The following is a 21,956-nucleotide window of genomic DNA, read 5'->3' on the forward strand; positions in this document are numbered from 1 at the left end:
GCGTGAATAGCGGCGGTATGACGGAGCTAGCGCGGACCACGCAGCCGGAAACGCGCCTCGCAGGTAAAGTTCACCGGGCAGGGGCGGCTGTCATCGGCCGGATTACCGGCCTGGCAGACAAACATACGCTTCACTTTCCTGATATCAGCTTTCAGCAGCCGTTCCACCGGCATCCGTTTAAACAGATCTTCTTCCACGCAGAACAGGGCGTAGTCGCTCAGCCGTTCGCCGCACACTTCGCAGTGGTTCATCCAGTAGCGCAGCCCGGAGGTTTTACTTTTATCGGGATAGTAATTTTTCGCCTTAATATTTTTTCTGATTGCCTCGGGCAGCTGGTTGATATGAAAAAGAAAGCTGTTGCCGGTCACCGAAAGCCAGCGCCTGCCGTCCTGGCTTTTTTTCAGGTAACGGGTGAACATGACGGCGATAATATCGGTCGGCTGGCGGCAGCTACTGCACTGCACTTTTGAAGTGATCACCAGGTAATAAGGCGCGACGATATTAAAATCGACGGCATCATAGGCAAAGTTGCGCAGCGCGTCGGTCAGTTCGTGCGGCTCCACATACCAGACGCCGGAGTGCGCGTCATAATGCGCCCCCTGGCAGACGGCGTCGGCAATCTGTCCGTCATGAATATCCAGAGGGATGATTTCGCTGGCATCTATCACTGTCTTCTCCTGAAAGGGGTTTCCCCGCGTTGCGCGGGGGCGGAAAAAGCGTTACTGCGCGGTGGGCGGACGATGCCGTAGCGAGGTGACCTGCTGCTGTTTGTCGAGCTTATCCACCAGCGGCTGTACAACCTTCTCGCCGTGCTGGCCAAAGTACTGGTACAAAGTGTCGGAAGCACTTTTGGTCAACACCATGATCTCAATACGGCGGTTGCCTGCGCTCTCTGGATTTTTTGCGTCGAGCAGCATCTGGTCCGCCATCGCGCTGACCTGCATCACTTTATCCTCCGGCATCCCCGCCTGTTCCAGCACGCGGCGCGCCGAAAGCGCCCGGTCGCCGGAGAGGTTCCAGTTGTTATAGATATCGCTTTTGTAAGCCATCGCATCGGTATGACCGGTAATGATGATTTTGTTGTCCAGCGAATCAAACACCGGCGCCAGTTCGGTCAGCAGCGACTGGAAGAACGGCATGATCCTCGCGCTGCCGCGCTCAAACATATTGCGGTTCTTGTCGTCTTTGATCAGCACGCGCAGCCCCTGAGGGACGATTTCCATCTCCAGGTTCGTTTCCATATGCGCCTTACGGGCGATAGATTGGATGCTGGTCGCCAGTTCGCCAAGCTCGGTAGCCGACTTTTTCTTCAGCAGCGCCGTTTTCTCGTTGACGTCTTTGGCCTTTTTCGCCACCTCTTCGCTGACTTTCACCTCTTCTTTCGCCGGTGAAGCTTTATCAGGCCGGCTGCGGGTGACGCTTTTGCTGCTTGCCCCCGGCACTATCGTCTGTTTGCCGATTTTGTTCAGCGGCGCCAGCCCGCCGCCGTTAAAGATGGACTGGCCGTGCAGCGCCGCGACGATGTTTTCACGCTCAGTTTTACTGACGCTGTTGACGATCCACAGCGTCATAAACAGCGCCATCATCGCCAGCGTAAAGTCAGCGAACGCCACCTTCCACGCGCCGCCGTGATGTCCGCCGTGATTCTTTTTAATTTGACGCCGGATAATGGTCGTTTTCGCACCACGATCGCGACGGTTTGCCGCTTTTCTCATGCTTATTCCTGCTCCAGCATCGCATTCACCCACGCGTCAAGGTTGGCGAAGGTCGGCTTAGAGGCAAGATGCAGAAGTTTACGTCCGGCGTCCACCGCCAGCAGGGTCGGTTTCCCCCCCGCCTGGGCAACCAGCACCGTGCGCACGCACTCCAGCAGAGAGTGTTCGGCGCGCGCCTGCTGCTCCATTGAGTTAGCCAGCGGGTCCATCAGACAGTAACAGAAGAAAACGCCGAGAAAGGTTCCTACCAGCGCCGCGGCCACCTTCAGGCCGATCAGCGCAATAGAGCCGTCGATGGACTGCATGGTGATGATAATTCCCAGCACCGCCGCGCAGATGCCAAATCCCGGCATCGCCTCAGCGGTACGCTGTAGCGAACGCGAAGGCGCAAGCAGCTCTTCTTCCACCGTATCCAGTTCCTGATCGAGGATCCCCTCCAGCTCGTGAGCGTCGATTTTCCCCATCGCCATCAGGCGGAAGTTATCGGCAATAAAGGTCACCAGACGCTTCTGGGTCAGCACCTGCGGGTACTTCTGGAAAACGGTGCTCTCTTCGGGCTGTTCGATATGCTGATCCAGCATCCGCAGGCCGCCGTTCTGCACCATCTCCAGCAGTTCGTACAGGCACATCAGCAGCTGACGCTGAAACTCCGGCCCCAGCTGTTTCTTACCGATCACCCCTTTTATCTGATGCGCGATCTCTTTTAAAACGTGCTTCGGGTTGCCGATAATCATTGCGCCAAAACCGGCGCCGAGAATAATCACAATCTCCGCTGGCTGCCAGATAGCAATAAGCTGGCCGCCCGCTTCAAAATAACCGCCAAATACGCAGCCTAACACCACCAGTAAACCTAAAACTTTTTGCATTCAGTCCTCCGCATAATAATTCGAATTGTTAATCTGGATATAAACAATCACGAATTTTCTGCGTGATTTTTTTATTCATTTGGCAAATTCTGGCTTCAGTCAGCCCTAAAACCAACGCGATCTCTTTTAAATTCATATCGTGTTGGTAATACATTGAGAGCACCAGCCCCTCTTTTTCACTCAGCTGTCCGAGGGCGTAGCTGAGCATCTCCTGGTTCACGAACTGCTCTTCGAGCCCCCTGCCCTCCGGCAGCGCGCCATGCCCTTCGCCGCTCAGCAGCTCATCAAGGCTGGCCAGCGTTTCCGCCCCCTCCAGCTGCTGAAACTCCAGATAATCCTCCGGCGTCAGGCCGGTCTGCGACAGCTCTTGCCACTCCGGCTCCCGCCCGAGCTGCTTGCGCATATCGCGAATCAGGTCTTTGATTTGATGATATTTTTGACGCAGCAGACGAGGCCGCCAGTCAAGACTGCGCAGCTCATCGAGGATCGCCCCGCGGATGCGGTGAATGGCATAGCCCGCAAAACCTTCATCCGGCATGCCATAACGCCGAATGGCGTTGAGTAATCCCAGCAACGCCGTTTGTTCCATATCCTGCCGGTCAATCACGCAGGTGCACTGCGGCGCAAGCTGCCGCACCACTTTTCTCACCAGCGGCAGGTAAGCCTGTAAATAATGACTTTCCTGCTGCGGCGTCAGCACGGGAGTCGCGCTGAATTCCTCTGACTCGTAAGCGTCCTGTAACATGTTATTCCCTGGACTGTCGCTTATTGAAACACGACCTTTTTCACCAAAATATCCTTATAAGGCGCGGCGATTTTGCGATCCTTTAATTCTTTTTGCAGCGCCTCGGCGATCAGTTTTCTTATTTCAGAAATTTTCAGCGCGCGAATTTCTTCATATTTCATTTCGGAAAGCCGTTCCACCGCAATACTCTGGTAGAGCGGCTCCTGCTGCTTAATCTGCTCCGACTCTTTTTCACTGGCGACCACCATGACTAACTCCGCCGACATATAGTGATCGGCGCCGTCATTGTCATGCAGGGTGACGATCGTTTCCTGCAAAGAAACAAAGATACTCTTGCTCTCATCCATTTTTTCTACCGCCTCAGCGTGCGCTGCGGTGGCTGTCTTTCCATTTCCCGCGAAGTGATAGACCCCCCATCCGGCCCCGCCGCCTACTACCAGGGCCATGATGGAACTGATCACACTCGCCATAACAATTCTTTTCATCTTATGCTTACACTTTGATCAGGACGGATTCGTTCTGTTGAAATTGAGGTTCATCGCTCAGCGATAAGGCAGACAGCACCTCTTCCTGTTGATGACCCGGTTGCTGTTGCTGCTGTGACTGCCCTTCAGAGGAGACCTGAACGTTCACCTCCATAAAATTCTGCGCCGTCAGGTGCTGGCGTAGATCGTTGCTGAACTGTTGCAGTGACCGACAAACGTCGCTCTGGCTGGCGCCGATATGCACCATCAGCTTGCCGGCATCCAGCTGCACGGCGATCTCCAGCTTGCCGAGCGACGGCGGATCGAGACGAATCGTCGAGATTTGCTGCTGCTGGCCAATCTGAAACTGAATCCGGTCTTTAAGCAGCGCCGTCAGCTTTTCACCCAGCTCATCGCCGGAGATCGCCGTCGGCAGCGAAACGTGCGCGACCGTGATGCTGTGGCTGACCGTCGCGTTGAGCGGCTGAGGGTTCTGTACCGCCACGTTGAGCAGATTCTGCGCCGCTGGCGCATGCAGCGTAACGTCGTCATTTTTTTTCATCGCCAGCGGGCGCGGCGCGACAGAACCATCCGTCTGTTTAGCCCGCGCGGCGAACTGCTGCGACGTTGAGGGCTGGCCGGGCGCGATGGCGCGTAAATTCTGCGCGGAGAAGGTGGCGAGCGCCGCCTGCTGTTCCGGGGTCGCTCCGGCCTGCGGCGTCTGCTGGCTCAGGGTTGCCAGCACTTCTTGCAGCGTCGGCAATAAGGAGGCCAGATCGCGCGGGTTTTGCTGCCCGTCGCTGCCCTTTTGCGTCAGCGCGTCGGCCAGCTGGCGCAGACCCGCTGTCGCGACGCCGGCCTGCGTCTGCCCGGCGGCCAGCATTTTCACTATTTCGCCGCCCGGCAGCGGCATCTGTTCCGCGGGCTGCGTCGGCGGGGTAAGCAACAGCGCCATCAGCACCTGCATCGCAGCAGGATCGTTGACCTGTTCGCGTTCGCCGTTGTGCGCCCGTTGCTGATTGATTTTTGCGCCGCGCAGCCGTTCAGCCGCCTCGCCCGTTGCCGTCGGCGACAGTGAAAACGTCCCTGCGCGTTGCGCCCCATTCGGCGCTGGCGTCGCGCCCTTTTCTGGTACGGTATCCGCTAATGCGCCGGACGCGGCCAGTAATACAGGGTTCATGCCTTCTCCGAAATTAAAGTCATCATTGAGTACGCCAGCACACCTTCCTGCAGCTGCTGATGTTTATCCATTCGCGCTTTCAGCAGCGCCGCGCGCTCGCTGCGCCGCTCAATCAGGTCGGCGAACGCGGCGCGCAGCCGCTCTTTCACCGCGCGCAGCTCCGTCTCTGAACTCTCCTGCGCCTGATATTGCGCAAACTGACGCATCAGCTGCTGGCGCAGCGCGGGCAGCCGCCGCCAGCGCTGTTTGTCGAGGGCTTCATTCATCGCATCGATTAGCGCAAAGAGCTGCCGCTGTTGGCTTTCTCTGTCCATCGTCTTAACCCAGCTTTTCAGACAGGCCGTCCCAGCCTTCACGCAGGTTGCTCAGAATGAGGATCACTTCGTCGATCTTCTCCAGCGACAGCTCGCCGCTGGCTTCATACAGGCGAAAGACGCAGTGGTCATACAGCCGCGACAGATTCACCACCAGCTCGCCGCCGGTCTCAAACTCCAGCGAGCTGGTCAGGGCATTGAGAATGTCGATACATTTATTGATGCTCTGCGCTTTTTTCTCGAAGCGTTTGTTTTCGATATGGCTTTTGGCGCGTTCAAGCTCATCCATCAGGCCGGAAAAAAGCACCAGCACCAGCTCCAGGGGCGAAGCCGCCGCCGTGCGGGCGGCGAGATCGATCTCTTTGTATTGCGAATAACCGTCCTGTGTGTCGTACATCTTTACCGTCTATCCTTCTGTTAGTTCTGCGGCTTACATAAACGCAGCCATGCTGGTTTGCATGGTGTACACCTCAATTAAGGTATTGGTGTACTCCTCCACATAGCGCTCATAGTTGTTGTTGTAGGTCTCGGTCAGCCGATCGGCTTCGCTCTGGATTTTGTCCTGCTGATCGTCGATGTTCTGCTGACGCAGGGTGAGAATGCCGTTGCTGGAGTCGAGATAGCTCTCCATCAGCTCATCCATTTGCGCGACCATGCTGTCATCGCCGACGAAAATCGCAGTAAGCCCCTCCGGGTTCTCCTCCATCGCTTCGTTAAAGGCGTCGGAGTCGATCTGCAGGTGGCCGTGAGCATCAAGGGTAATGCCGTAATCCACAATCGATACGCCGCCATAGCTGGCGTGCGCGAGATCGTCTAACTGGCTGGTCAGCGATTTCAGCCCGGAGTCGCCGGCGAAGATGCCCGCGCTGGTGCTGTCGCTGCCGCTGGAGGTCAGGGAGTCGACGGTATCCACCAGCGTGTTGTAGGCGTCAACGAAAGTCTGCACTTTCGCCTGCGTGCCGCTGGAGTCCTCCGCCACCGTGAAGGTGGTGAGATCATCATTTTCGCCGGTGACTTCGCTAAAGGTCATCGATACGCCGGGGATCACATCATTAAAGGTGTTGGTACTGTTCGTGATCGCCGGGCCCGTTGCGCTGCCGAGATGGATAATGGCGTCCTGCGCGGCGGTCATTTCAGTCAGCGTCGGCGCGGTGGCGCTGGTGTCGCCAGAGGCGTCATGACCGCTAATGGAAACGGAAAAAGCGCTCTGCGCGCCGGTGGTCTCTGAGGTCAGCATGATGGTGGTGGCGCCGTCAGTTTTCACCAGCGCCGCTGACACGCCCGGATTGTCGTCGGAGTGATTAATGGCGCTGACCAGTTCGCTGGCGTCAATATAGCCATCGCCGTCGCCGTTCTGGTCGGCGGCCGCAAGATCGATATCCATCGTGCTGTCGCCCATCGTCAGCTCGAAGGTGCCGGTGGCGGAAAAGGTGTCGTCACTCAGGTCAAAAGTGGACTGCTGCGCCTGCGCCAGTTGTTCAACATAAAAGGAGTAGGTGCCCGCCTGAGCCTGCGAGTTGGCGGTGATGGTGGCGGAGTCATTATTTGCGGTCGCGGAAAAGGTGACCGGACCATCGGTATCGCTGTTCAGCGCATCAATAGCCGTCTGAAAGTCGTTCAGCGCCGAGCTTAGCGTATCCAGACCGTTGCTTTCCGCGTCCAGCTCCGACTGCTGCTTCTGCAGGTTCGCCGCCTGGGTGGCGACATCGGCATAGGCAATCTCTTGCGCGATTGTTCTTGGATTAATCATAAATGACTCCGTGCATCGTTGGCAGATAAAAAGCAATAACCATGCCAGTTAAGTTAATATCTAAATAATCAATAATTTAGATAAAAAGAGGAAAAGTGTTTTCCGCAGAGGGGAAAGGTTTTCCTGAAAAGGCCCTGCCGCAGAAAGCACAACACCGCCAGCTGGCGGTGTTGTGTAGCGCGAGTTTTCACCGCTAAGCAGACATTACTGCAGCAGGCTGGAAACCATGCTGGACATGCTGTTGGACTGCTTGAGCATGGTGATACCGGTCTGCATCAGCACCTGCTGTTTGGTCATGTTGGACGCTTCCGTCGCGTAGTCGGTATCCATGATGTTACCGATCGCCACTTCCGTGTTGTCCTGCATGCTGGTCAGGTTGTTAGCCGTGTCGTTCAGACGGTTGATCGATGCGCCCAGCTTGGACTGGATCTTGGAAACGTCGTCCATCGCGGTGGAGATGGTGGAGATCATCGAGTTCGCAGAACCAGAAGCGGTCAACTCGGTGCCGCCGGAAATGGTGGTGCCGCCCGCCTGATCGGCAACAAAGGAAGCGCTCACTGCTGACAGGTCATCAACCAGCGTACCCAGTTGGCTGGAGATATCTACGGTCATGGTGTCAGAAGATTCCGCGCCCACCTGGAAGGTCACCGCGCTCTGGAACAGACCCGCTTCACCGGTATTGCTGGTGCCGGAAACGCCGAACAGGTTGGTGCCGCCGTAGGTGGTGTTCTGCAGCATATCGGACATCTGCTGGCCCAGTTCGTCGAACTCATCCTGCATTGCCTGCAGGTCGTCGTCGTTATAGGTGCCGTTCGCTGCCTGAGTCGCCAGGTCCTTCATACGACCGAGAACGTCAGACATTTCATCAAACATGCTGTCAGCGGTCTGCAGCATTGCGGTCGCATCGTTGATGTTGCTCAGCGCAACGCCCATGCCGCTGGACTGCGCGGTCAGACGGTTAGCGATCTGTTTGCCCGCGGCGTCATCTGCGGAAGAGTTAATACGGTTACCGGTCGCCAGACGTTCCATAGAAGTAGACAGGGAAGAGTTGCTTTTGTTGATGGCATTAACCGCTGCCATTGAAGCGTTGTTGGTATTAATTGATAACATGATACAGCTCCTTGGGAATAATCATTGTCAGCTTCGATACCCTGTAAAAACGACCTCCCCTGCGGAAAACTTAAAGTCGGCGCAAAAAAAATTTTCCCCGTTGGCCACCGCTCTAATAGCTAAAGAGAAACGCGCCAATGCCACAAACGGCCTTGATTTCATGTTCCCCATTGATTTAAAAGGATTTTAATATTGAGCAAAATCTCTTCTTCGCCGCCTGAAGCGCACAATTAAGAATTAATAAAAAGATTATTCGCAATATCTGTCGCATGGCTACTGGCATTGGTCGGCAGAATTTAATTGGCTGAAAACATTAAGGATATCCTTAAGCAAGGCCAAAATAATACAATGCATAGATGCGAAAATTTACATTCCGTTGCAAATGGCGCGCACTTTTGTATTGTTAGTCCCGGATTGTTTAGATACATTTTCAATCCATTTTGGGATAGTCCAAAAAACACTCAATAAAAATAATGCGGTTCCCGGACGGCAGAACAGCACGAAAAGACACGTCAGCTGGTTTCACTATTTTTATGCACTGATTTTTAGCGGTGTGATATCAAGGATATTATGAATATTGCACAGGTAGACAAAACTATGAGTATTGTAGTCAACAACTGGCGAATGGACTCTTCGCTGAATGCGTTAATTCATTGTGAAACAGGTGAGACTCGTCGCCTGGGCGAATACCATTTTATTCTGTTAGAAACATTAGCTAAAAATGCCGACAGCGTTCTATCCCGCTCTTATTTGATGGCGGAGGTGTGGAAGAATCGCATTGTCGGTGGAAATAGCCTGCCGACCGCAATCCACGCCCTGCGCGTTGCCATTGATGACGACGGCAAACAGCAGGAGATTATTAAGACCATCCCTAAAAAGGGATATCTTTTTAATAAGGATTACTTGACGATTGAATATTCCAGCGAAGCGGCTGAACACGTCGTTCTGAGTGAAAACAAGAATAAGGAAAACCTCACCACGACAGATTTCACGGCGGCAGAAGCAACGGCGCCGTGGCCCCTGACGGCGGATGAAGCGGCCGATCAACAGCTCCCCTCTACGGCAGTCGTACCGCCGCCAGCGGAACCTTCCCGGCGGCGCAATACGCTGTTCATCGGCGCAGGCATTGCTGTTATTGCCCTGTTTTTATTAAGTCTAATTTATTATTTTCAGGCGCCGACGACGCCCGTCTCACCCGACTCTCCACGGCTGGTAAAAGAGACATTCGATCACGCCGACAATATGGAGATCTACCATCTTTACACCTCCACGACGAATAAAAAATCGACCTCGCTGCTCGCTCAGCATATCAGTCCGGCGATAGCGCGCATTAATGAACTGCTGAAAGCACGCAATGCTAAATTAACCCTCTACTATAAGTTTGCACTCAACAAGTTTACTCTCGATATGGTGCTCGATAACCAGTGCGACAGCAAATGGCAGTTAGCGCTGAATTTTGAGAACTGGCAGAATAAAGATAATGAAACGAATACTGTTATGTATCAGGAAGTGGAGAAAATGTTAAATGAAATGCCTGAATGCAATTAAACCTTTATTCCCTGTCCTGTTGCTTAGTGCGTTGCCAGTATCGTTCTGCGCGATGGCGAATATAGAAAACACGGTAATTGCCAATTACGATCTGGCGACGGGAAAGAGTTCGCATTACGATTTACTGATCAGTCAGAACGGCGCTGAAAGCACAGTAACGGTATTACCTTTTGGGATGAGCGATAATTCGCCGTCGATTTTTAAAGTCTCCACCTGCATTAATCGCTTTGCCGGTACGACAAAACAGGGAGAGTTTCGCTTCAGCGCCGCAGAAACGAATAAAAACGACGTGCGGTTATCGAATATCGGCTATTTTGTAAATGAGCATAATCTGCGTACGTGGTGGATCCGTTTAAACGATAAGCAGAACCTGATGTTTAATGAGGACGTCGGCGGGATGATGATCGCCAACGCGGGTCTGTTTAACAATCAGCTCTGCCCGCTTGATTAACGTAATAAATTACGTACGGTCTGGCTTGAAAGCCGGGCCTGTCCGTTCACCGCCTGCGCCAGAATCTGATAGTTGTGGCTGGCATTATCCAGCACGCCCCCCAGCGTCGTGGAAGCCTGTACCGCGCTTTCCGCCTGCGGAAAACGGGCCATTTTATCGATCAGCTGACGGGCTTTTTCCTGTTGCACCGCCATCTGCGCACGCTGCTCGCCAATAGTATCAAGCGCCTGCTGAACGGCATCGCCGCTGCGGGAACCGCCCTGACGCACGCTTTGCAGCAGATCGTCGGCCAGCGACGGCTCGGCAAAGGCGTTTAACGGCGTAAAGGAAGACGGCGTTTCCCCCTCCTGATGCACGCTCAGCGTCTGCGCGATCTGCGGCCACTTCGCCTCAGCGGTGGAGAAAGCGACCGAACCGTGGCGTTCATGCAGCTGAATGCCGACGCGGCGCAGAGCGTTATTCATCATTACCCGGTACTGACCGCCGTCGTTCTCTTCCCCCACCGCCACCGCCGCGAGCTGCGTCTGACGACCGTCGGAAATGCGGAACATCTTCCCTCCCGGCGCTCGCTCCTGCACCATCTGCACCAGTTCCGGCGCATGAAAGACGACCCGCGCTTCACCCTGCAACACCGGTTTAAGCTGGCGATCGACCGCGCCGCCCGCCAACGTGACGCGCTGCTCCAGCAGCCGGGCAATCTCCGTTCCCTTTTGCTGCGGCCCCTGACCACCGCGTCGCGTGGTGTGGCGATAGTCCAGCAGCTGTTGCTCCAGCTGTCCAAGATAGTGGTCGGCCTGCTGGAGCGTGGTGATTTGATCGTTGAGCTGGACGCTGTAGCGCTGGGGCCGCGTGGCGATCAGCGGCGAGGCCGGGTAATCGCTGGCGACGACGGACGGCTTCTGGCGGACAGGCGTATTCTGCGCGACGGCATGTTGTCCGACCGGGGAGCTAAGGGCTCCGCCAGCGGAGAGGGACGATGTGTTTAAACCAACCTGCATAGTATTCCTGGTTATTGCTTACGCGTCGGCGCAGCCGTCAGACCGGACGGCTGCGCCGCGTTAAAGGGTTAAAGCACGCTAAAAAGGTTTAACTCGCTCACTTTGGAGTAGGTTTTAAGCGTCGCTTCCATTGCCATTTCCAGACCGGTAAAGGTAATGGAGGCCGGACCGTAATCGAGATCGCTCAGCGAACCGATCAGCTGGTCGTTCGAGGTGGCGATATCGGTCTGCGCGCCGCTCAGCATGGTCATCGTATTCTGCGTCTCGCCCAGCGAGGCGACAGAGGCGTTCAGCGAATCCGCAGCCTGATCCACAACGTCGATGGCGCTGGCAATATCGCTCTGTATCTGCGGATCCGCCGGATCGAGCGACGGGTCCTGCAACTCCTGAGAGAGCGCGTTAAGCGTATTGAGGACGTCGAGACTGCTGCCGAAGAAATCACTTACCGCCACGTTGGTATCCACCTCTACGCCGTTTGAAACCGTGGTCTGGCGGTGATCGCCGTTGCCCTGATAGCTGTAGCTGTCGGTCACGCCGTCGCCGTCATCGTCCACCGCCAAAATCGGCGGCTTATCGTTTACCGTTCCGCCGAAAACGTAGTGGCCGTCTTCATCCTGATAATTGAGCGCGGCGACCATCGATTCGGTCAGGGAGGCAATGTCCTGCCCGAGGCTGGCCAGCGAATCGGCGGTATTGGTGCCGTTGGCCGCTTCCAGCAGATCGTCGCGCACCGACAGCAGCGCATTATTGACGCCGTCAAGAATCGACTCCTGCTGGCTCATCCCCGCCGAGGCGGAGTCGATATTGTTCTGATACTGCTCAATCGCCGACTGCTGGCGGTTAAGCTGGGTAATGCGCGTCGAAGCGATCGGATCGTCCGACGGCAGCAGAATACTCTTACCGGTCGCCATCTGGGTGACCACGTGCGCCAGATCGCCGGAGAGATCGTTAAAGTTCCGGGTCATTGATACATAGGATTGTTGGGCGGTAACGCGCATGCTGGCTCTCCCGGTTAATTACACATTTCCAGTACAGAATCGAAAATTTCCGCACCGGCTGAAATGACCTTCAGGTTGGCCTCATAAATCTGCTGATAGGTAATGAGGTTCACCGCTTCTTCGTCCATGCTGACGCTGCTCTGCTGGTTCTGCGCTTCGGAATAGACGTTCGCCGCCGCCTGCGCTTCGGTCTGGTTCTGCTGGCTAAAGATGCCGATGTTGCTGATGATCGCCGAACAGGCTTCGCCAACGCTGACTTCGCCGAGGTTGGCTATTTCCAGCGGTCTGGTCGAGATAGCGATCAGCGCCTGCAGGTTATCGCTGTTGCCGCTTTCGTCCGGCGAGCTGGAGAACGCCAGTTTGTCAGCGGTAATATCCGGATTCACCACCAGCGGACCGTCGGAAGAGGCGGCGTCGTAAATAAACAGCGGCTCGCCCGGATTACCGTTCAGGTCGTAGCCCTGCGCAAGCTGGCTGTTCACCGCGTCGGCAAACTGCGCGGCCATGCTGTTGATGGTATCGGAAAGCGGCGTCAGCACCTGGTTCTGGTAATCAAACAGCGCCCCCAGCGAACCGCCGGTGTCGGTGGTCATTGAGGCGGTGGTGCCGGCGAAGGTCAGCGACATGCTCCGGGAGCCGTCGGCGCTGGTTTCCAGCGCAATGGTGGAACTCTGCTGGCCGCTGACTAACGGCTGGCCGTTAGTCAGCGTCACGTTATAGTTGCCCTTATCGTCGATGTTGACCTGCACGTCCATAATGCCGCTCAGCTGTTCCACCATCTGGTCGCGGGCGTCATATAGCGCGGAGGCGTTGTCGCCGTTAGCCTCCGCCTGGGCGATCTGCTTGTTGTAGTTGGCGATGCCGCTGGTCAGCGTGTTGATCTGCGTCACCATCGCCTGTTCCTGACTGACAATCTCGTCGCTCTGCGAATCGATATAGGCCAGGGTATTGTCGATACGCAACGCCAGCGCGCCAGATTCGCTCAGCACCTGCTCGCGCAGGGCGGCATCGTCCGGACTGGTGGTCGCTTCATTCAGCGCGGCGAAGAAGTTGTCAAAACCACCGCTCAGACTACTGTTTTCATCGCTGAGTACGGTTTCCAGCTGGGTCAGGTACTCCTGCCGGGTGCTGTAGTAGCCGTAATCGCTGGCGGCATACCACACCTGATTGACCTGGTACTGGTTGGAGACGCGACGAATGCTGTCCACCTGCACCCCGTTGCCCGCGCTGTTCGGCGAACCGGCGCTGGCGCCGATGCTGCTGACCACCGCCACCTGGCGGGTATAACCGTCGGTCATCGCGTTAGCGGTATTCTGCGCGGTGACGTTCAGTTCCACCTGCGCCGTCGAAGCGCCGCTGTAGCCGATGTTAATCATATCCATCAAAAAATCCTTGCCGGACTGTCACCCGGTGTATCGTTAACAACCTTATTCGCTTAAGAGCGGCGAAAAGCGGCGGATTCTTAAGCCGCCGGACGCTCTTTATCCCTTGCTGTGATGCCCGGAAAGCTGTTTGACGATCATCGCCGCAATGCCGATGCCGTGCTGCTGCGCCAGCGTGTTGCACAGCTGGTCGTCGTAAAAGCCCTGCATCATGCGCACCGAGTCGCTGTTGAACGGGTTGTCTTTCGAATCGAAGATTTCGTTGGTTTTACGCATCTCTTTCAACATGTTGCGTAAGAAGATCGCCTCAAACTGCTCCGCGGCCTTCTGCATATCGTGATTGCGAATTTGCGGTCCCATCAGCGCGTCATGGCCAGAGACGCCGCCGCCGTGGTCAACCTTGAACTGGCTCATTAAATCACCTCCAGATCGGCGTCAAGAGCGCCGGCTTCGTGCAGCGCCTGCAAAATCGACATAATGTCGTCCGGGGTCGCGCCCAGGCTGTTCAGGGCGTTAACCAGCGTTTTCAGACTGCTCGACTCCGGCAGGCTAATCATTCCCGGACGGGCGTGGTTAACCGCGATATTGCTCTGCGGCGTCACCGCGGTGCGCCCGCCTGCCAGGGCGTTCGGCTGGCTGACGTTGCTGGTTTCGTTAATCGAAACCGTCAGGCTGCCATGAGAGACCGCCGCCGCGTGCAGCGCGATGCCGTCGCCCATTACCACCGTGCCGGTGCGCGAGTTAAACACCACCCTGGCGCGAACCTTCTCGGCCTGCACCTGCACGTCATCCAGCTGCGACATAAACGCCACGCGGGCGCCCGGGCTGGTCGGCGCGCGGACGACCACGTTGGTCGAGCTTTGCGCGGTGGCAATGCCGCCAAAGACGGCGTTGATCGCCCCGGCAATGTTATTAGCGTCTTTAAAAGAGGGGCGCTTCAGATTGAGGGTAATGGTGTCGCCCATCTGGAAGTCGCTGGGAATTTCGCGTTCCACCGTCGCGCCGTTGGGAATCAGCCCCGCCGTCGGCGTGTTGACGGTGACGCTGGAGCCGCTGGCGCCGGTGGCGTTCATCCCGCCCACCACCACGCTGCCCTGCGCCAGCGCGTAGACTTCGCCGTCCGCGCCGTGCAGTTGGGTCAACAGCAGAGTACCGCCGCGCAGGCTTTTGGCGTCGCCAATAGATGACACGGTGACGTCAATGGTCTGCCCGCGCGAATACATCGGCGGCAGTACCGCGCTGACCGCCACCGCCGCGACGTTTTTCACCTTCGGATCGATTTTATTCGGCAACTGTACGCCAAACTGGCGCAGCATGTTGGTGATGGTCTGGTTGGTGAACTTCACCTGGTTTTTATCGCCAGTGCCGTCCAGCCCGACCACCAGACTGTAGCCGACCAGTTGGTTTTCCCGGACGCCCTGGACGTTAACCAGCGACTCCAGGGATTGCGCCTGCGCCATGCCGGGCAGCGCCAGCGTGAGGGCGATAGCGACGCCGTACAACGCCTGCATCCAGCGTCCGCTTGTGTGTTGCATCTCAGACTCCTGCATTAAATCGGGAACAGCGGATGGTTAAACAGACGCGTCAGCCAGCCCGCCGCGTTAGCGTCGCTCAGCGCCCCGCGACCGGCATACGAAATGCGCGCGTCGGCGATCCGCTGTGAGGAAACGGAGTTGTCGTTCTGAATATCGTCGGCGCGGACCAGACCGCTCAGGCGAATGTACTCATCCCCCTGGTTTAAGGTCAGCCACTTCTCACCGCGAATTTCGAGAATGCCGTTCGGCTGCACCGAGTGCACTGACACCGTTATCTCCCCGCGCAGGCTGTTCTGCTGCTGTGAGGTGGCGCTACCGTCAAAATCACGGTTAGCGTCAATGGAGCCGGAGAGATTTTTCTTCGTATGGCCGAAGAACGTCGGCGCGCCGATATCGACGGTGTTGTTCTTGCCAAAGTTGGTTTTCGCCTGCTTGCTGGACTGGGTGGACTCTTCAAGGAGCACCGTCAGAATATCGCCCACCCGGTAGGCGCGGCGGTCCGCCGTCAGCGACCAGTTATAGCCTGTTTCAAACACGCCTCCGGCGCGCCCCGCGGCTGGCGGCGGCGCTTCGGCTTTTGGCGGCGCAAAGAACTCGTCATTTTTTTTCACCAACAGCGTCTGTGATTCGCACCCGCTCAGCAGGGGAAGCAGCGCTATCAGCCAGAGATAATTTTTCACGATTTGCCTGTTTCTGCCGGATGGCGCTGAGCCATCCGGCCATTTATGTTATTGAGTTACAGCGTCTGGCTGATAAATTGCAGCATGTCGTCCGCCGCGGAGACCATTTTGGCGTTCATCTCATAGGCGCGCTGTACCGTGATCATCGCCACCATTTCGTTGACGATATCGACGTTGGAGCCCTCCAGCGCGTTCCCCTGCAGGGTGCCCAGACCGTCTTCGCCGGGGATCCCTTCGGTCGGCTGACCGCTGGCGGCGGTTTCCAGATAGAGGTTATCGCCTTCGGCGGACAGCCCAGCCGGGTTAGCGAAGTTGACCAGCGTCAGCTGGCCCAGCTCGGTCGGGTCGCTGTCGCCGGGCAGGATCGCCGTCACCGTGCCGTCTTCGCCAAACGCCACGCTGGTGGCCCCCGCCGGTACGTCGATCTCCGGCTGTAGCGGCAGCCCCTGTGAGTTAGTCAACACTCCGTCGGCATTGATTTGCAGGTTGCCGTCACGGGTGTAGGCGATATCGCCATTGGCCTTCTGTACCTGCAAAAAGCCCTGTCCCATAATGGCGACGTTCATGGCGTTGTCAGTGGTTTCCACATTGCCTTCGGTGAAGGTTTTCTGGGTGCCGACGATGCGCACGCCGCTACCGAACTGCATACCTGTCGGCATGATATTGTTCTGATCGAGCATCGCGCCCGGCGCTTCCTGCGTCTGGTAGAACAGATCCTGGAACATCACTCGGTCGCGTTTAAAACCGGTGGTATTGACGTTGGCGATGTTGTTGGCAATCGCGCTCATCTCGGCGTCCTGCGCCGAAAGGCCGGTTTTACTGATCCATAACGCTGCATTCATAAAGCTTTATTCCCGATTAAAAACCGCGGCTCAGGAGCCGCGTAACAGTCGATTACCCGCGTCGCTGAGATCCTCAGCGGCTTTCATCATCTTGATTTGCGCTTCAAACTGACGGTTCATCGCAATTGAGGTCATCATTTCGCTGACCGCGGAAACGTTGCTTCCTTCGAGAAAACCGCCGCTCACTTTGATGTTTTCGTCGCGCTGCGCCGGCAGGCCGTCGGCGGTCACCAGCATCCCCTAGGCGTTTTTCGCCAGGTTGTTGACCGGAATATCCACCAGCTTCAGGCGGTCAATATCCATCGTGGCGGTCACGTCGCCGTCGTCCGGCGTTACGGAGAGCGTGCCGTCGCTGCCGAAAGAGGCGATGGCGTTCGGCGGCAGGACAATCGGGCCGTTGTCGCCAAGCACCAGATTACCGTCAATGGTCAGTTGCCCCTGGTCGTCCTGCTGGATGTTGCCGTTGCGGGTATAGACTTCGTTACCGTCCTTATCCTCTACCGCGATATAGCCGCGTCCCTGAATGGCGACGTCCAGCGGGCGTTCAGTTTTTTCCGCCACGCCGGTGCTGTCGTTAACGCCGCTCGGACTTTCCTGGGCCATGTAGCGCGTGTCGAATCCACTGCCGTCAACCTTGTCGTTGCGCGCCATCGCCATATCGGCGCGAAAGCCGCTGGTGTTGACGTTAGCGAGGTTGTTGGCGCTAATTTGCTGCTGATACAGCGTCTGCGTGGCGCCGCTCAGGGCGGTATAAATCAAGCGATCCATGGGTCTGCGCCTTACATCGCCTGGAAGAGAGCGTCATCAAGCTGCGTACTGGTGGAGATCACCTTAGTGTTCGCCTGATAGTTACGCTGGGCGGTCATCAGCTCCACCAGCTCGGTGGTAATATCCACGTTGGAGCTTTCGAGCATCCCGGAGGAGAGCGTGCCGCAGGAGCCGGAACCGGGTACGCCAATCAGAGCGGAGCCGGATTCGCCGGTCTGCACCCAGGCCGTACCGCTGACCGCCTCCAGACCGTTTTCGTTCGGGAAAGTCGCCAGTACGATCTGCCCCTGCAACATCCGTTCGCCGTTGCTGTAGGTGGCGTAAACTTTGCCGTCGTCGTCAACCTGCACGCCGTTCTGGGTCGCGGAAGCGTAGCCGTTCGCCGAGTTGGTGGTGACCGAGAAGTCGGAACCGTACTGGGTGCAGCTTGAGTAGTCGAAGGTCATGTCGATCGGCGCGGCCGCGCCGGTTTCGAATTCGACGGAGACAGGAGACGTCGGGGAGGTCAGCTTGCCGGTATTGGGGTCGAACGTTAAGGTCACTGGCTCCACGCCGCTTTCCATCTGGCCGTCAAAGCTGTACTGCACCTCCCAGCTATTATCGTCGGTCTTCGTGAAGTACTGGCAGACGGAGTGCTCATTGCCCAGCGAGTCATAAACCGTGGTGGTATAGCTGTCGGTGTAAGAGTCGCTGTTGCTCAGATCGAAAGGCATCGTTGAACGATCGACAGTCTCATCGCTGGCGTCAAAGTTAGCGGTGAAGGTCATATTGCTGGTCGCCTGGGCCGGAATATTGCCGGTCTGGATCTGCAGATCGGTGACGGTGCCGGTTTGCAGCGTGCCGCTGCCGTCAACCGGGTAGCCCTGCAGGCAGGCGCCCGAGGCGTTAACGATATAGCCGTTTTTATCAGTCTCAAACGAACCGGCGCGGGTATAGGTAATATTGCCCGCGCTGTCGCACATCACGAAGAAGCCGCCGTTGTTGATCGCCAGGTCCAGCGCGTTGCCGGTGGAAACCATTGAACCGCCGCGGGCGATGCTCTGAGCGGTGCCCGCCACGCTAACGCCCATCGCCTGGCTGTCTGCGTACATGGCGGAAAAGTCGGTAGTCATCGACTTATAGCCGACGGTGCCGGCGTTAGCGATATTGTTACTGATGCCGTCCAGTTGCTCGTTGACGGCATTCAGCCCCGTCGCCGCAATTTCATAGCTCATTATTCATCCTGTATTTAAAAATTATTCAAATCGCATCGCTGCTGTCGCTACCGTTATCCGCATCCGGTACGCCGAACTGACTGATCATGGTGAACGGCACTTCGCCGACGCCGTCGATATTCAGCACCGGCGTGCTGCCATCCAGCGGAATTCGCACGTCTTTTACTTCACCTGAGACTTCAACCGGCACTTCCTCTTCCCCGGTGTTGGTGACCACCGAAAGGTCATAATCTCCTGGCGGAATGCCGTAATCGGCAGGGTTAATGTCAAAATCCACCTGGCCCGGCCCCACGGACGTGCCGCCTTCCGGCAGCAGCGACACCGTGTAGTCATCGCCCGCCGCGTCGATAAAATGGAGATCGACGGTGGTGCAGGCATCGTCAAGGGTGACGCGCCCTTCAATCGCGCTATCGCTGACCTGCAAAGTGGTGGTCTGAACCATGATGTCGTCGCCCACCAGGTTGCCCAGCGCCATCACCTGAATATTGCTCATCAGCACCGCGTTGGTGTTCGCCTGTACGCTCATCTCCTCCATCATCGCCACCTGCGCCATCGACGAGAGCTGATCGATGTAGTCGGTGGGATCGGCCGGATCGGTCGGGTCCTGGTTCTGAATTTCCGCCACAAACAGGGTCAGAAACGTCTCCACGCCTGAGCTTTCCGTTGAGGTGGTGGTGGTTGCCGTCCCCGTCGTGCTGCTGTTATCGGAGGTTACCGTGGTTGACGACGCGCTGCTGGCGTCTGACGTTGCGGCGTCAACGTGGTTGTCGGCGACCGCCGTCGGTTCCTGAGCAGCGGACAGCGCCTGAGAACGGGTATACAGAGCCAGAGCGTTCATTACGCTTCCCCTAATTTGAGCAGACTTTGCTGCATGCTTTTCACGTTATTCAGCACGTCCACGTTGGTTTCAAAATCGCGCGACGCGGACATCATGTCTGCCATCTGCTCAACGACGTTGACGTCCGGATACCAAACGTAGCCGTTGTTATCCGCCATGGGATGATGGGGTTCATAGCGCTTCACCGCCCCGCCGCTTTGCAGTACGTCCTGCACCTGAACGCTGGCGCCGTCTATCGCGTGGCGATGATGCGCGCCAGTCAGGCTATTGTTATAAACCGCAGCAAAAACCGGACTGCGGGCCTTATAGGCCTGCGCTTCGCTGCTGGCGGGCGCTTCGGCATTCGCCAGGTTACTGGCGACGGTATTCAGGCGAATGGTTTGCGCCGTCATTGCCGAGCCGGAGATCTGGTAAATATCAGTAAATGACATCCTTATTTCCCTTCAATGGCCTCTTTAATCCCGCTGATTTGCAGGTTTAAAAAGGTCAGACTGCTTTGATAATCCATACTGTTTTGCGAAAACCGGGCCTGTTCGGTATTCAGTTCCACGGTGTTGCCATCTTCCGAGGGCTGCATCGGCACGCGGTACTTGACGTCAACTTCTGGCATCACATTTGTCCGACTTGCCCGTTGCATCTCAGCGGCAAAATCAATATCTTTAGCCTTGAAATTCGGCGTATCGACATTTGCCAGATTCGCAGTCAGTAGCTCGGTCCTCTCAAGACGTAACTTCACTGCCTGCGGATGCACACCTAAAGCCTGCTGAAAACTGATTCCCATTTCTTGCATCACTCCTGCATTCACTTTGCTTGTATTAGCAACTTACATGCCAACTTTTAAGTGACTGATGAGAAATGGTTTTATGACAATACAGAGCCGCAGGCGGAAAACGATTTTCCGCCTTATGACGGAAACGCTTCTTGCCCTGATGCTGGTTTCCCCCCTTCATGCCGCCATCCGTCCCGTGCAGCACAGCGCCCGGGAACAGATCAACGCGCTGGTGCTCAGCGCCTCCGGTCAGGAGATCGACGCCCTGGCGCGCAGGCAGCAGTGGCATGACTACCGCTACACCTTCAATGTCTTTATCCCTTCTGCGATCGCCACCGCCGCGCTTTGCCCGGGCACGCCGCACGTCACCCCCACCTCTGCGGCGGAGATGGCGCTCAGCCGGATGAACTTTACGGTCAGCTGTCCAGGAAAGGGCGGATGGAAGGTGAACGTGGCGGTGCGCCCGGACGTCTACGTGCCGGTCGTGATGCCGAAGTCGCTGATTGCGCGCGACACGGTCATTACCGCCGACGATGTGCTGCTAAAGCGGTACAACGTCAGCGGTCAGCGCAGCGGTTTGCTGATGGATCTGAATGAGGCTATCGGCATGACCAGTAAACGCCCCCTGCAACCCGGCAAACCGCTTAACCGCGCGCAGCTGGTGGCCCCCGTTCTGGTGAAGCGCGACCAGCCGGTGATGATTGTTTCCCGTCTGGGAGGGATCACCGCCGCCATGCCCGGCGTGGCGCTGAAAAACGGTCGTAAAGGCGAGGTGATCAAGATCCGCAACGCCGCCAGCCAGCGGATCATCAGCGGCGTGGTGGACGACGCCGGGGTGGTATCCCCCCTCAACACCAGCGGCTAAACGTTTTTTTGGCTACTGATTAAAGTTTTCGCCGCCAATAACCGCTTTACCCCAGTAACAGATGAACAACCAGACGGGACAGGCACGAGGTTGATATGAAAATTACCCCGACACTCTCCGGCAACCGCCCGACGCCAGCGGCCGCCGACGCTGGCAACAGCAGTAAAAACAGCGCCGCGCGCGGTGCCGTAAGCGCCACGTCGCTTTCCGCTGACGATATCACCCAGGCGGGATTGCAGTCGGCGCAACAGGCGCTGAACGACGACGGCCAGGGCGATATCGATTATGACAAAGTGGCTCAGATGCAGGCCGCGCTGGCGGCGGGCGAACTGAGCGTCGATACCGACCAGTTAGCCGGCGATATGCTGAACTTTTTCCGCTAAAACGAGGCCAGAAAAGTGAGCACCAGGCTACAACAGGTCAAAATGCTGCTGCAGGGGATCCGCGAAGACGACACACTGTATGACGGATTGCGAAACCTGCTGGAGCAACAGCGCCTGTGCATGATCCGCCGCGCCAGCGAAGAGCTGCTGGCGGTGAATGAAACCATTCATTCCCATTATGAACTGCTGAAAGAGAACAGCAGGCAGCGGCGCACGCTTCTGCAACTGCTGGGAGTAAGCGCCAGCCGGGCTGGTATGGAAGAGGTGTTTAGCTGGCTGCCCGCGCCGCAGAAAAGCGCCGCCCGGAGCGGGTGGCAACGTCTTGAACATAAGGCGGAACGCTGCAAAGCCTACAACGAAAAGAACGGCGATCTGCTTATCCGCCAGTATGTATTTATTCAGTCGTTTTTAGGCACCGAAGCCGATTTTATCTATCAGCCCTGAGCTTCCGCCCTTTCCTTTGGGTGGAAGCGCATTTTCCTCTGTTTCAGTAACGCGTTGATTTCATTGCAGCGTAAAAGCGGCATACAACTTGCTTAGG

General features: G+C 56.7%; 27 protein-coding genes and 1 pseudogene. 6 read left to right on the forward strand and 22 right to left on the reverse strand.

Translation table 11 applies throughout. The features are described from left to right. Positions 1–26: 26 nt before the first annotated feature. From K7R23_RS24915 to lafA, 10 genes are all read right to left on the reverse strand, one after another. Positions 27–668 carry a hypothetical protein gene (locus K7R23_RS24915; protein WP_012904691.1) on the reverse strand — a complete coding sequence of 214 codons (642 nt, stop codon included), beginning with the start codon at positions 666–668 and terminating at the stop codon, positions 27–29. 51 nt (positions 669–719) lie between these two features. Continuing rightward, positions 720–1,715, reverse strand: a complete 996-nt coding sequence (gene lafU, locus K7R23_RS24920; RefSeq protein ID WP_012904690.1) for a putative lateral flagellar export/assembly protein LafU — start codon at positions 1,713–1,715, stop codon at positions 720–722. 2 nt (positions 1,716–1,717) lie between these two features. After that, complete coding sequence (gene motA / locus K7R23_RS24925; protein WP_012904689.1) at positions 1,718–2,581, reverse strand: flagellar motor stator protein MotA; 864 nt, start codon at positions 2,579–2,581, stop codon at positions 1,718–1,720. Between the two features lie 28 nt (positions 2,582–2,609). After that, positions 2,610–3,326: a FliA/WhiG family RNA polymerase sigma factor gene (locus tag K7R23_RS24930; protein ID WP_012904688.1), complete on the reverse strand. Its 717-nt coding sequence runs from the start codon at positions 3,324–3,326 to the stop codon at positions 2,610–2,612. A gap of 20 nt (positions 3,327–3,346) precedes the next feature. Next, complete coding sequence (locus K7R23_RS24935) at positions 3,347–3,811, reverse strand: flagellar basal body-associated FliL family protein (protein WP_012904687.1); 465 nt, start codon at positions 3,809–3,811, stop codon at positions 3,347–3,349. Positions 3,812–3,818: 7 nt separating this feature from the next. Next, positions 3,819–4,970, reverse strand: a complete 1,152-nt coding sequence (locus K7R23_RS24940) for a flagellar hook-length control protein FliK (RefSeq protein WP_012904686.1) — start codon at positions 4,968–4,970, stop codon at positions 3,819–3,821. Further along, entirely contained in the window at positions 4,967–5,284 is a 318-nt protein-coding gene (locus K7R23_RS24945) for a flagellar chaperone protein (RefSeq protein ID WP_012904685.1), read from the reverse strand. The genes K7R23_RS24940 and K7R23_RS24945 overlap by 4 nt, the downstream gene beginning before the upstream one ends. Positions 5,285–5,288: 4 nt before the next feature. Beyond that, positions 5,289–5,681 (reverse strand): flagellar export chaperone FliS, encoded by a 393-nt coding sequence (gene fliS, locus K7R23_RS24950; protein ID WP_012904684.1) that lies wholly within the window; start codon positions 5,679–5,681, stop codon positions 5,289–5,291. 33 nt (positions 5,682–5,714) lie between these two features. Then, complete coding sequence (gene fliD, locus K7R23_RS24955; protein WP_012904683.1) at positions 5,715–7,034, reverse strand: flagellar filament capping protein FliD; 1,320 nt, start codon at positions 7,032–7,034, stop codon at positions 5,715–5,717. Positions 7,035–7,238: 204 nt separating this feature from the next. Continuing rightward, positions 7,239–8,144, reverse strand: coding sequence for a lateral flagellin LafA (gene lafA / locus K7R23_RS24960; RefSeq protein ID WP_012904682.1), 906 nt, complete (start codon positions 8,142–8,144; stop codon positions 7,239–7,241). On the opposite strand from lafA, the gene K7R23_RS24965 reads away from it, so the two are divergent. The 3 genes from K7R23_RS24965 to K7R23_RS24975 all read left to right on the forward strand — a co-directional run bounded on the left by K7R23_RS24965 (position 8,143) and on the right by K7R23_RS24975 (position 10,143). Continuing rightward, positions 8,143–8,334 (forward strand): hypothetical protein, encoded by a 192-nt coding sequence (locus K7R23_RS24965; protein ID WP_232796102.1) that lies wholly within the window; start codon positions 8,143–8,145, stop codon positions 8,332–8,334. The genes lafA and K7R23_RS24965 overlap by 2 nt on opposite strands. A 407-nt stretch (positions 8,335–8,741) precedes the next feature. Next, entirely contained in the window at positions 8,742–9,692 is a 951-nt protein-coding gene (locus K7R23_RS24970; RefSeq protein ID WP_024132493.1) for a transcriptional regulator, read from the forward strand. A 52-nt stretch (positions 9,693–9,744) separates the two neighbouring features. After that, complete coding sequence (locus tag K7R23_RS24975; RefSeq protein WP_148222059.1) at positions 9,745–10,143, forward strand: hypothetical protein; 399 nt, start codon at positions 9,745–9,747, stop codon at positions 10,141–10,143. Here the strand turns inward: K7R23_RS24975 and K7R23_RS24980 are convergent. The 12 genes and pseudogenes from K7R23_RS24980 to K7R23_RS25035 all read right to left on the reverse strand — a co-directional run bounded on the left by K7R23_RS24980 (position 10,140) and on the right by K7R23_RS25035 (position 20,179). Next, the gene (locus K7R23_RS24980) at positions 10,140–11,141 is read right to left on the reverse strand and encodes a hypothetical protein (RefSeq protein ID WP_012904678.1); all 1,002 of its coding nucleotides are present in this window, start codon (positions 11,139–11,141) and stop codon (positions 10,140–10,142) included. The two genes, K7R23_RS24975 and K7R23_RS24980, sit on opposite strands and share 4 nt — an antisense overlap. Before the next feature lie 68 nt (positions 11,142–11,209). Beyond that, positions 11,210–12,139: a flagellar hook-associated protein FlgL gene (flgL, locus tag K7R23_RS24985; RefSeq protein WP_012904677.1), complete on the reverse strand. Its 930-nt coding sequence runs from the start codon at positions 12,137–12,139 to the stop codon at positions 11,210–11,212. 14 nt (positions 12,140–12,153) lie between these two features. After that, positions 12,154–13,521 carry a flagellar hook-associated protein FlgK gene (flgK, locus tag K7R23_RS24990; protein ID WP_012904676.1) on the reverse strand — a complete coding sequence of 456 codons (1,368 nt, stop codon included), beginning with the start codon at positions 13,519–13,521 and terminating at the stop codon, positions 12,154–12,156. A gap of 99 nt (positions 13,522–13,620) precedes the next feature. Beyond that, positions 13,621–13,935, reverse strand: a complete 315-nt coding sequence (locus K7R23_RS24995; protein ID WP_012904675.1) for a rod-binding protein — start codon at positions 13,933–13,935, stop codon at positions 13,621–13,623. After that, a complete protein-coding gene (locus tag K7R23_RS25000) occupies positions 13,935–15,071 on the reverse strand; it encodes a flagellar basal body P-ring protein FlgI (protein ID WP_012904674.1) in 1,137 nt (378 codons plus the stop codon). Before K7R23_RS25000 ends, K7R23_RS24995 begins: the two co-directional genes overlap by 1 nt. Further along, a complete protein-coding gene (gene flgH, locus K7R23_RS25005; RefSeq protein WP_012904673.1) occupies positions 15,071–15,736 on the reverse strand; it encodes a flagellar basal body L-ring protein FlgH in 666 nt (221 codons plus the stop codon). The genes K7R23_RS25000 and flgH overlap by 1 nt, the downstream gene beginning before the upstream one ends. A 56-nt stretch (positions 15,737–15,792) precedes the next feature. Next, positions 15,793–16,578, reverse strand: coding sequence for a flagellar basal-body rod protein FlgG (gene flgG, locus K7R23_RS25010; protein WP_012904672.1), 786 nt, complete (start codon positions 16,576–16,578; stop codon positions 15,793–15,795). Positions 16,579–16,608: 30 nt separating this feature from the next. Then, positions 16,609–17,346, reverse strand: a pseudogene (locus tag K7R23_RS25015) (flagellar basal body rod protein FlgF). A gap of 11 nt (positions 17,347–17,357) precedes the next feature. Continuing rightward, the gene (gene flgE / locus K7R23_RS25020) at positions 17,358–18,560 is read right to left on the reverse strand and encodes a flagellar hook protein FlgE (protein WP_012904671.1); all 1,203 of its coding nucleotides are present in this window, start codon (positions 18,558–18,560) and stop codon (positions 17,358–17,360) included. 25 nt (positions 18,561–18,585) lie between these two features. Beyond that, entirely contained in the window at positions 18,586–19,398 is an 813-nt protein-coding gene (locus K7R23_RS25025; protein ID WP_012904670.1) for a flagellar hook capping FlgD N-terminal domain-containing protein, read from the reverse strand. Next, entirely contained in the window at positions 19,398–19,829 is a 432-nt protein-coding gene (gene flgC, locus K7R23_RS25030) for a flagellar basal body rod protein FlgC (RefSeq protein WP_012904669.1), read from the reverse strand. The genes K7R23_RS25025 and flgC overlap by 1 nt, the downstream gene beginning before the upstream one ends. Positions 19,830–19,831: 2 nt before the next feature. Then, positions 19,832–20,179 carry a flagellar basal body protein gene (locus tag K7R23_RS25035; protein WP_012904668.1) on the reverse strand — a complete coding sequence of 116 codons (348 nt, stop codon included), beginning with the start codon at positions 20,177–20,179 and terminating at the stop codon, positions 19,832–19,834. A gap of 82 nt (positions 20,180–20,261) precedes the next feature. Between K7R23_RS25035 and flgA the strand changes: the two genes are divergently transcribed. From flgA to flgN, 3 genes are all read left to right on the forward strand, one after another. Beyond that, a complete protein-coding gene (gene flgA / locus K7R23_RS25040) occupies positions 20,262–21,032 on the forward strand; it encodes a flagellar basal body P-ring formation chaperone FlgA (protein ID WP_012904667.1) in 771 nt (256 codons plus the stop codon). A 95-nt stretch (positions 21,033–21,127) separates the two neighbouring features. Further along, the gene (gene flgM / locus K7R23_RS25045) at positions 21,128–21,415 is read left to right on the forward strand and encodes a flagellar biosynthesis anti-sigma factor FlgM (RefSeq protein WP_012904666.1); all 288 of its coding nucleotides are present in this window, start codon (positions 21,128–21,130) and stop codon (positions 21,413–21,415) included. Between the two features lie 15 nt (positions 21,416–21,430). Then, the gene (flgN, locus tag K7R23_RS25050) at positions 21,431–21,859 is read left to right on the forward strand and encodes a flagellar protein FlgN (RefSeq protein WP_012904665.1); all 429 of its coding nucleotides are present in this window, start codon (positions 21,431–21,433) and stop codon (positions 21,857–21,859) included. Positions 21,860–21,956 lie beyond the last annotated feature (97 nt).

The sequence above is a fragment of the Citrobacter rodentium NBRC 105723 = DSM 16636 genome, from assembly GCF_021278985.1.
GTDB lineage: Bacteria > Pseudomonadota > Gammaproteobacteria > Enterobacterales > Enterobacteriaceae > Citrobacter_A > Citrobacter_A rodentium.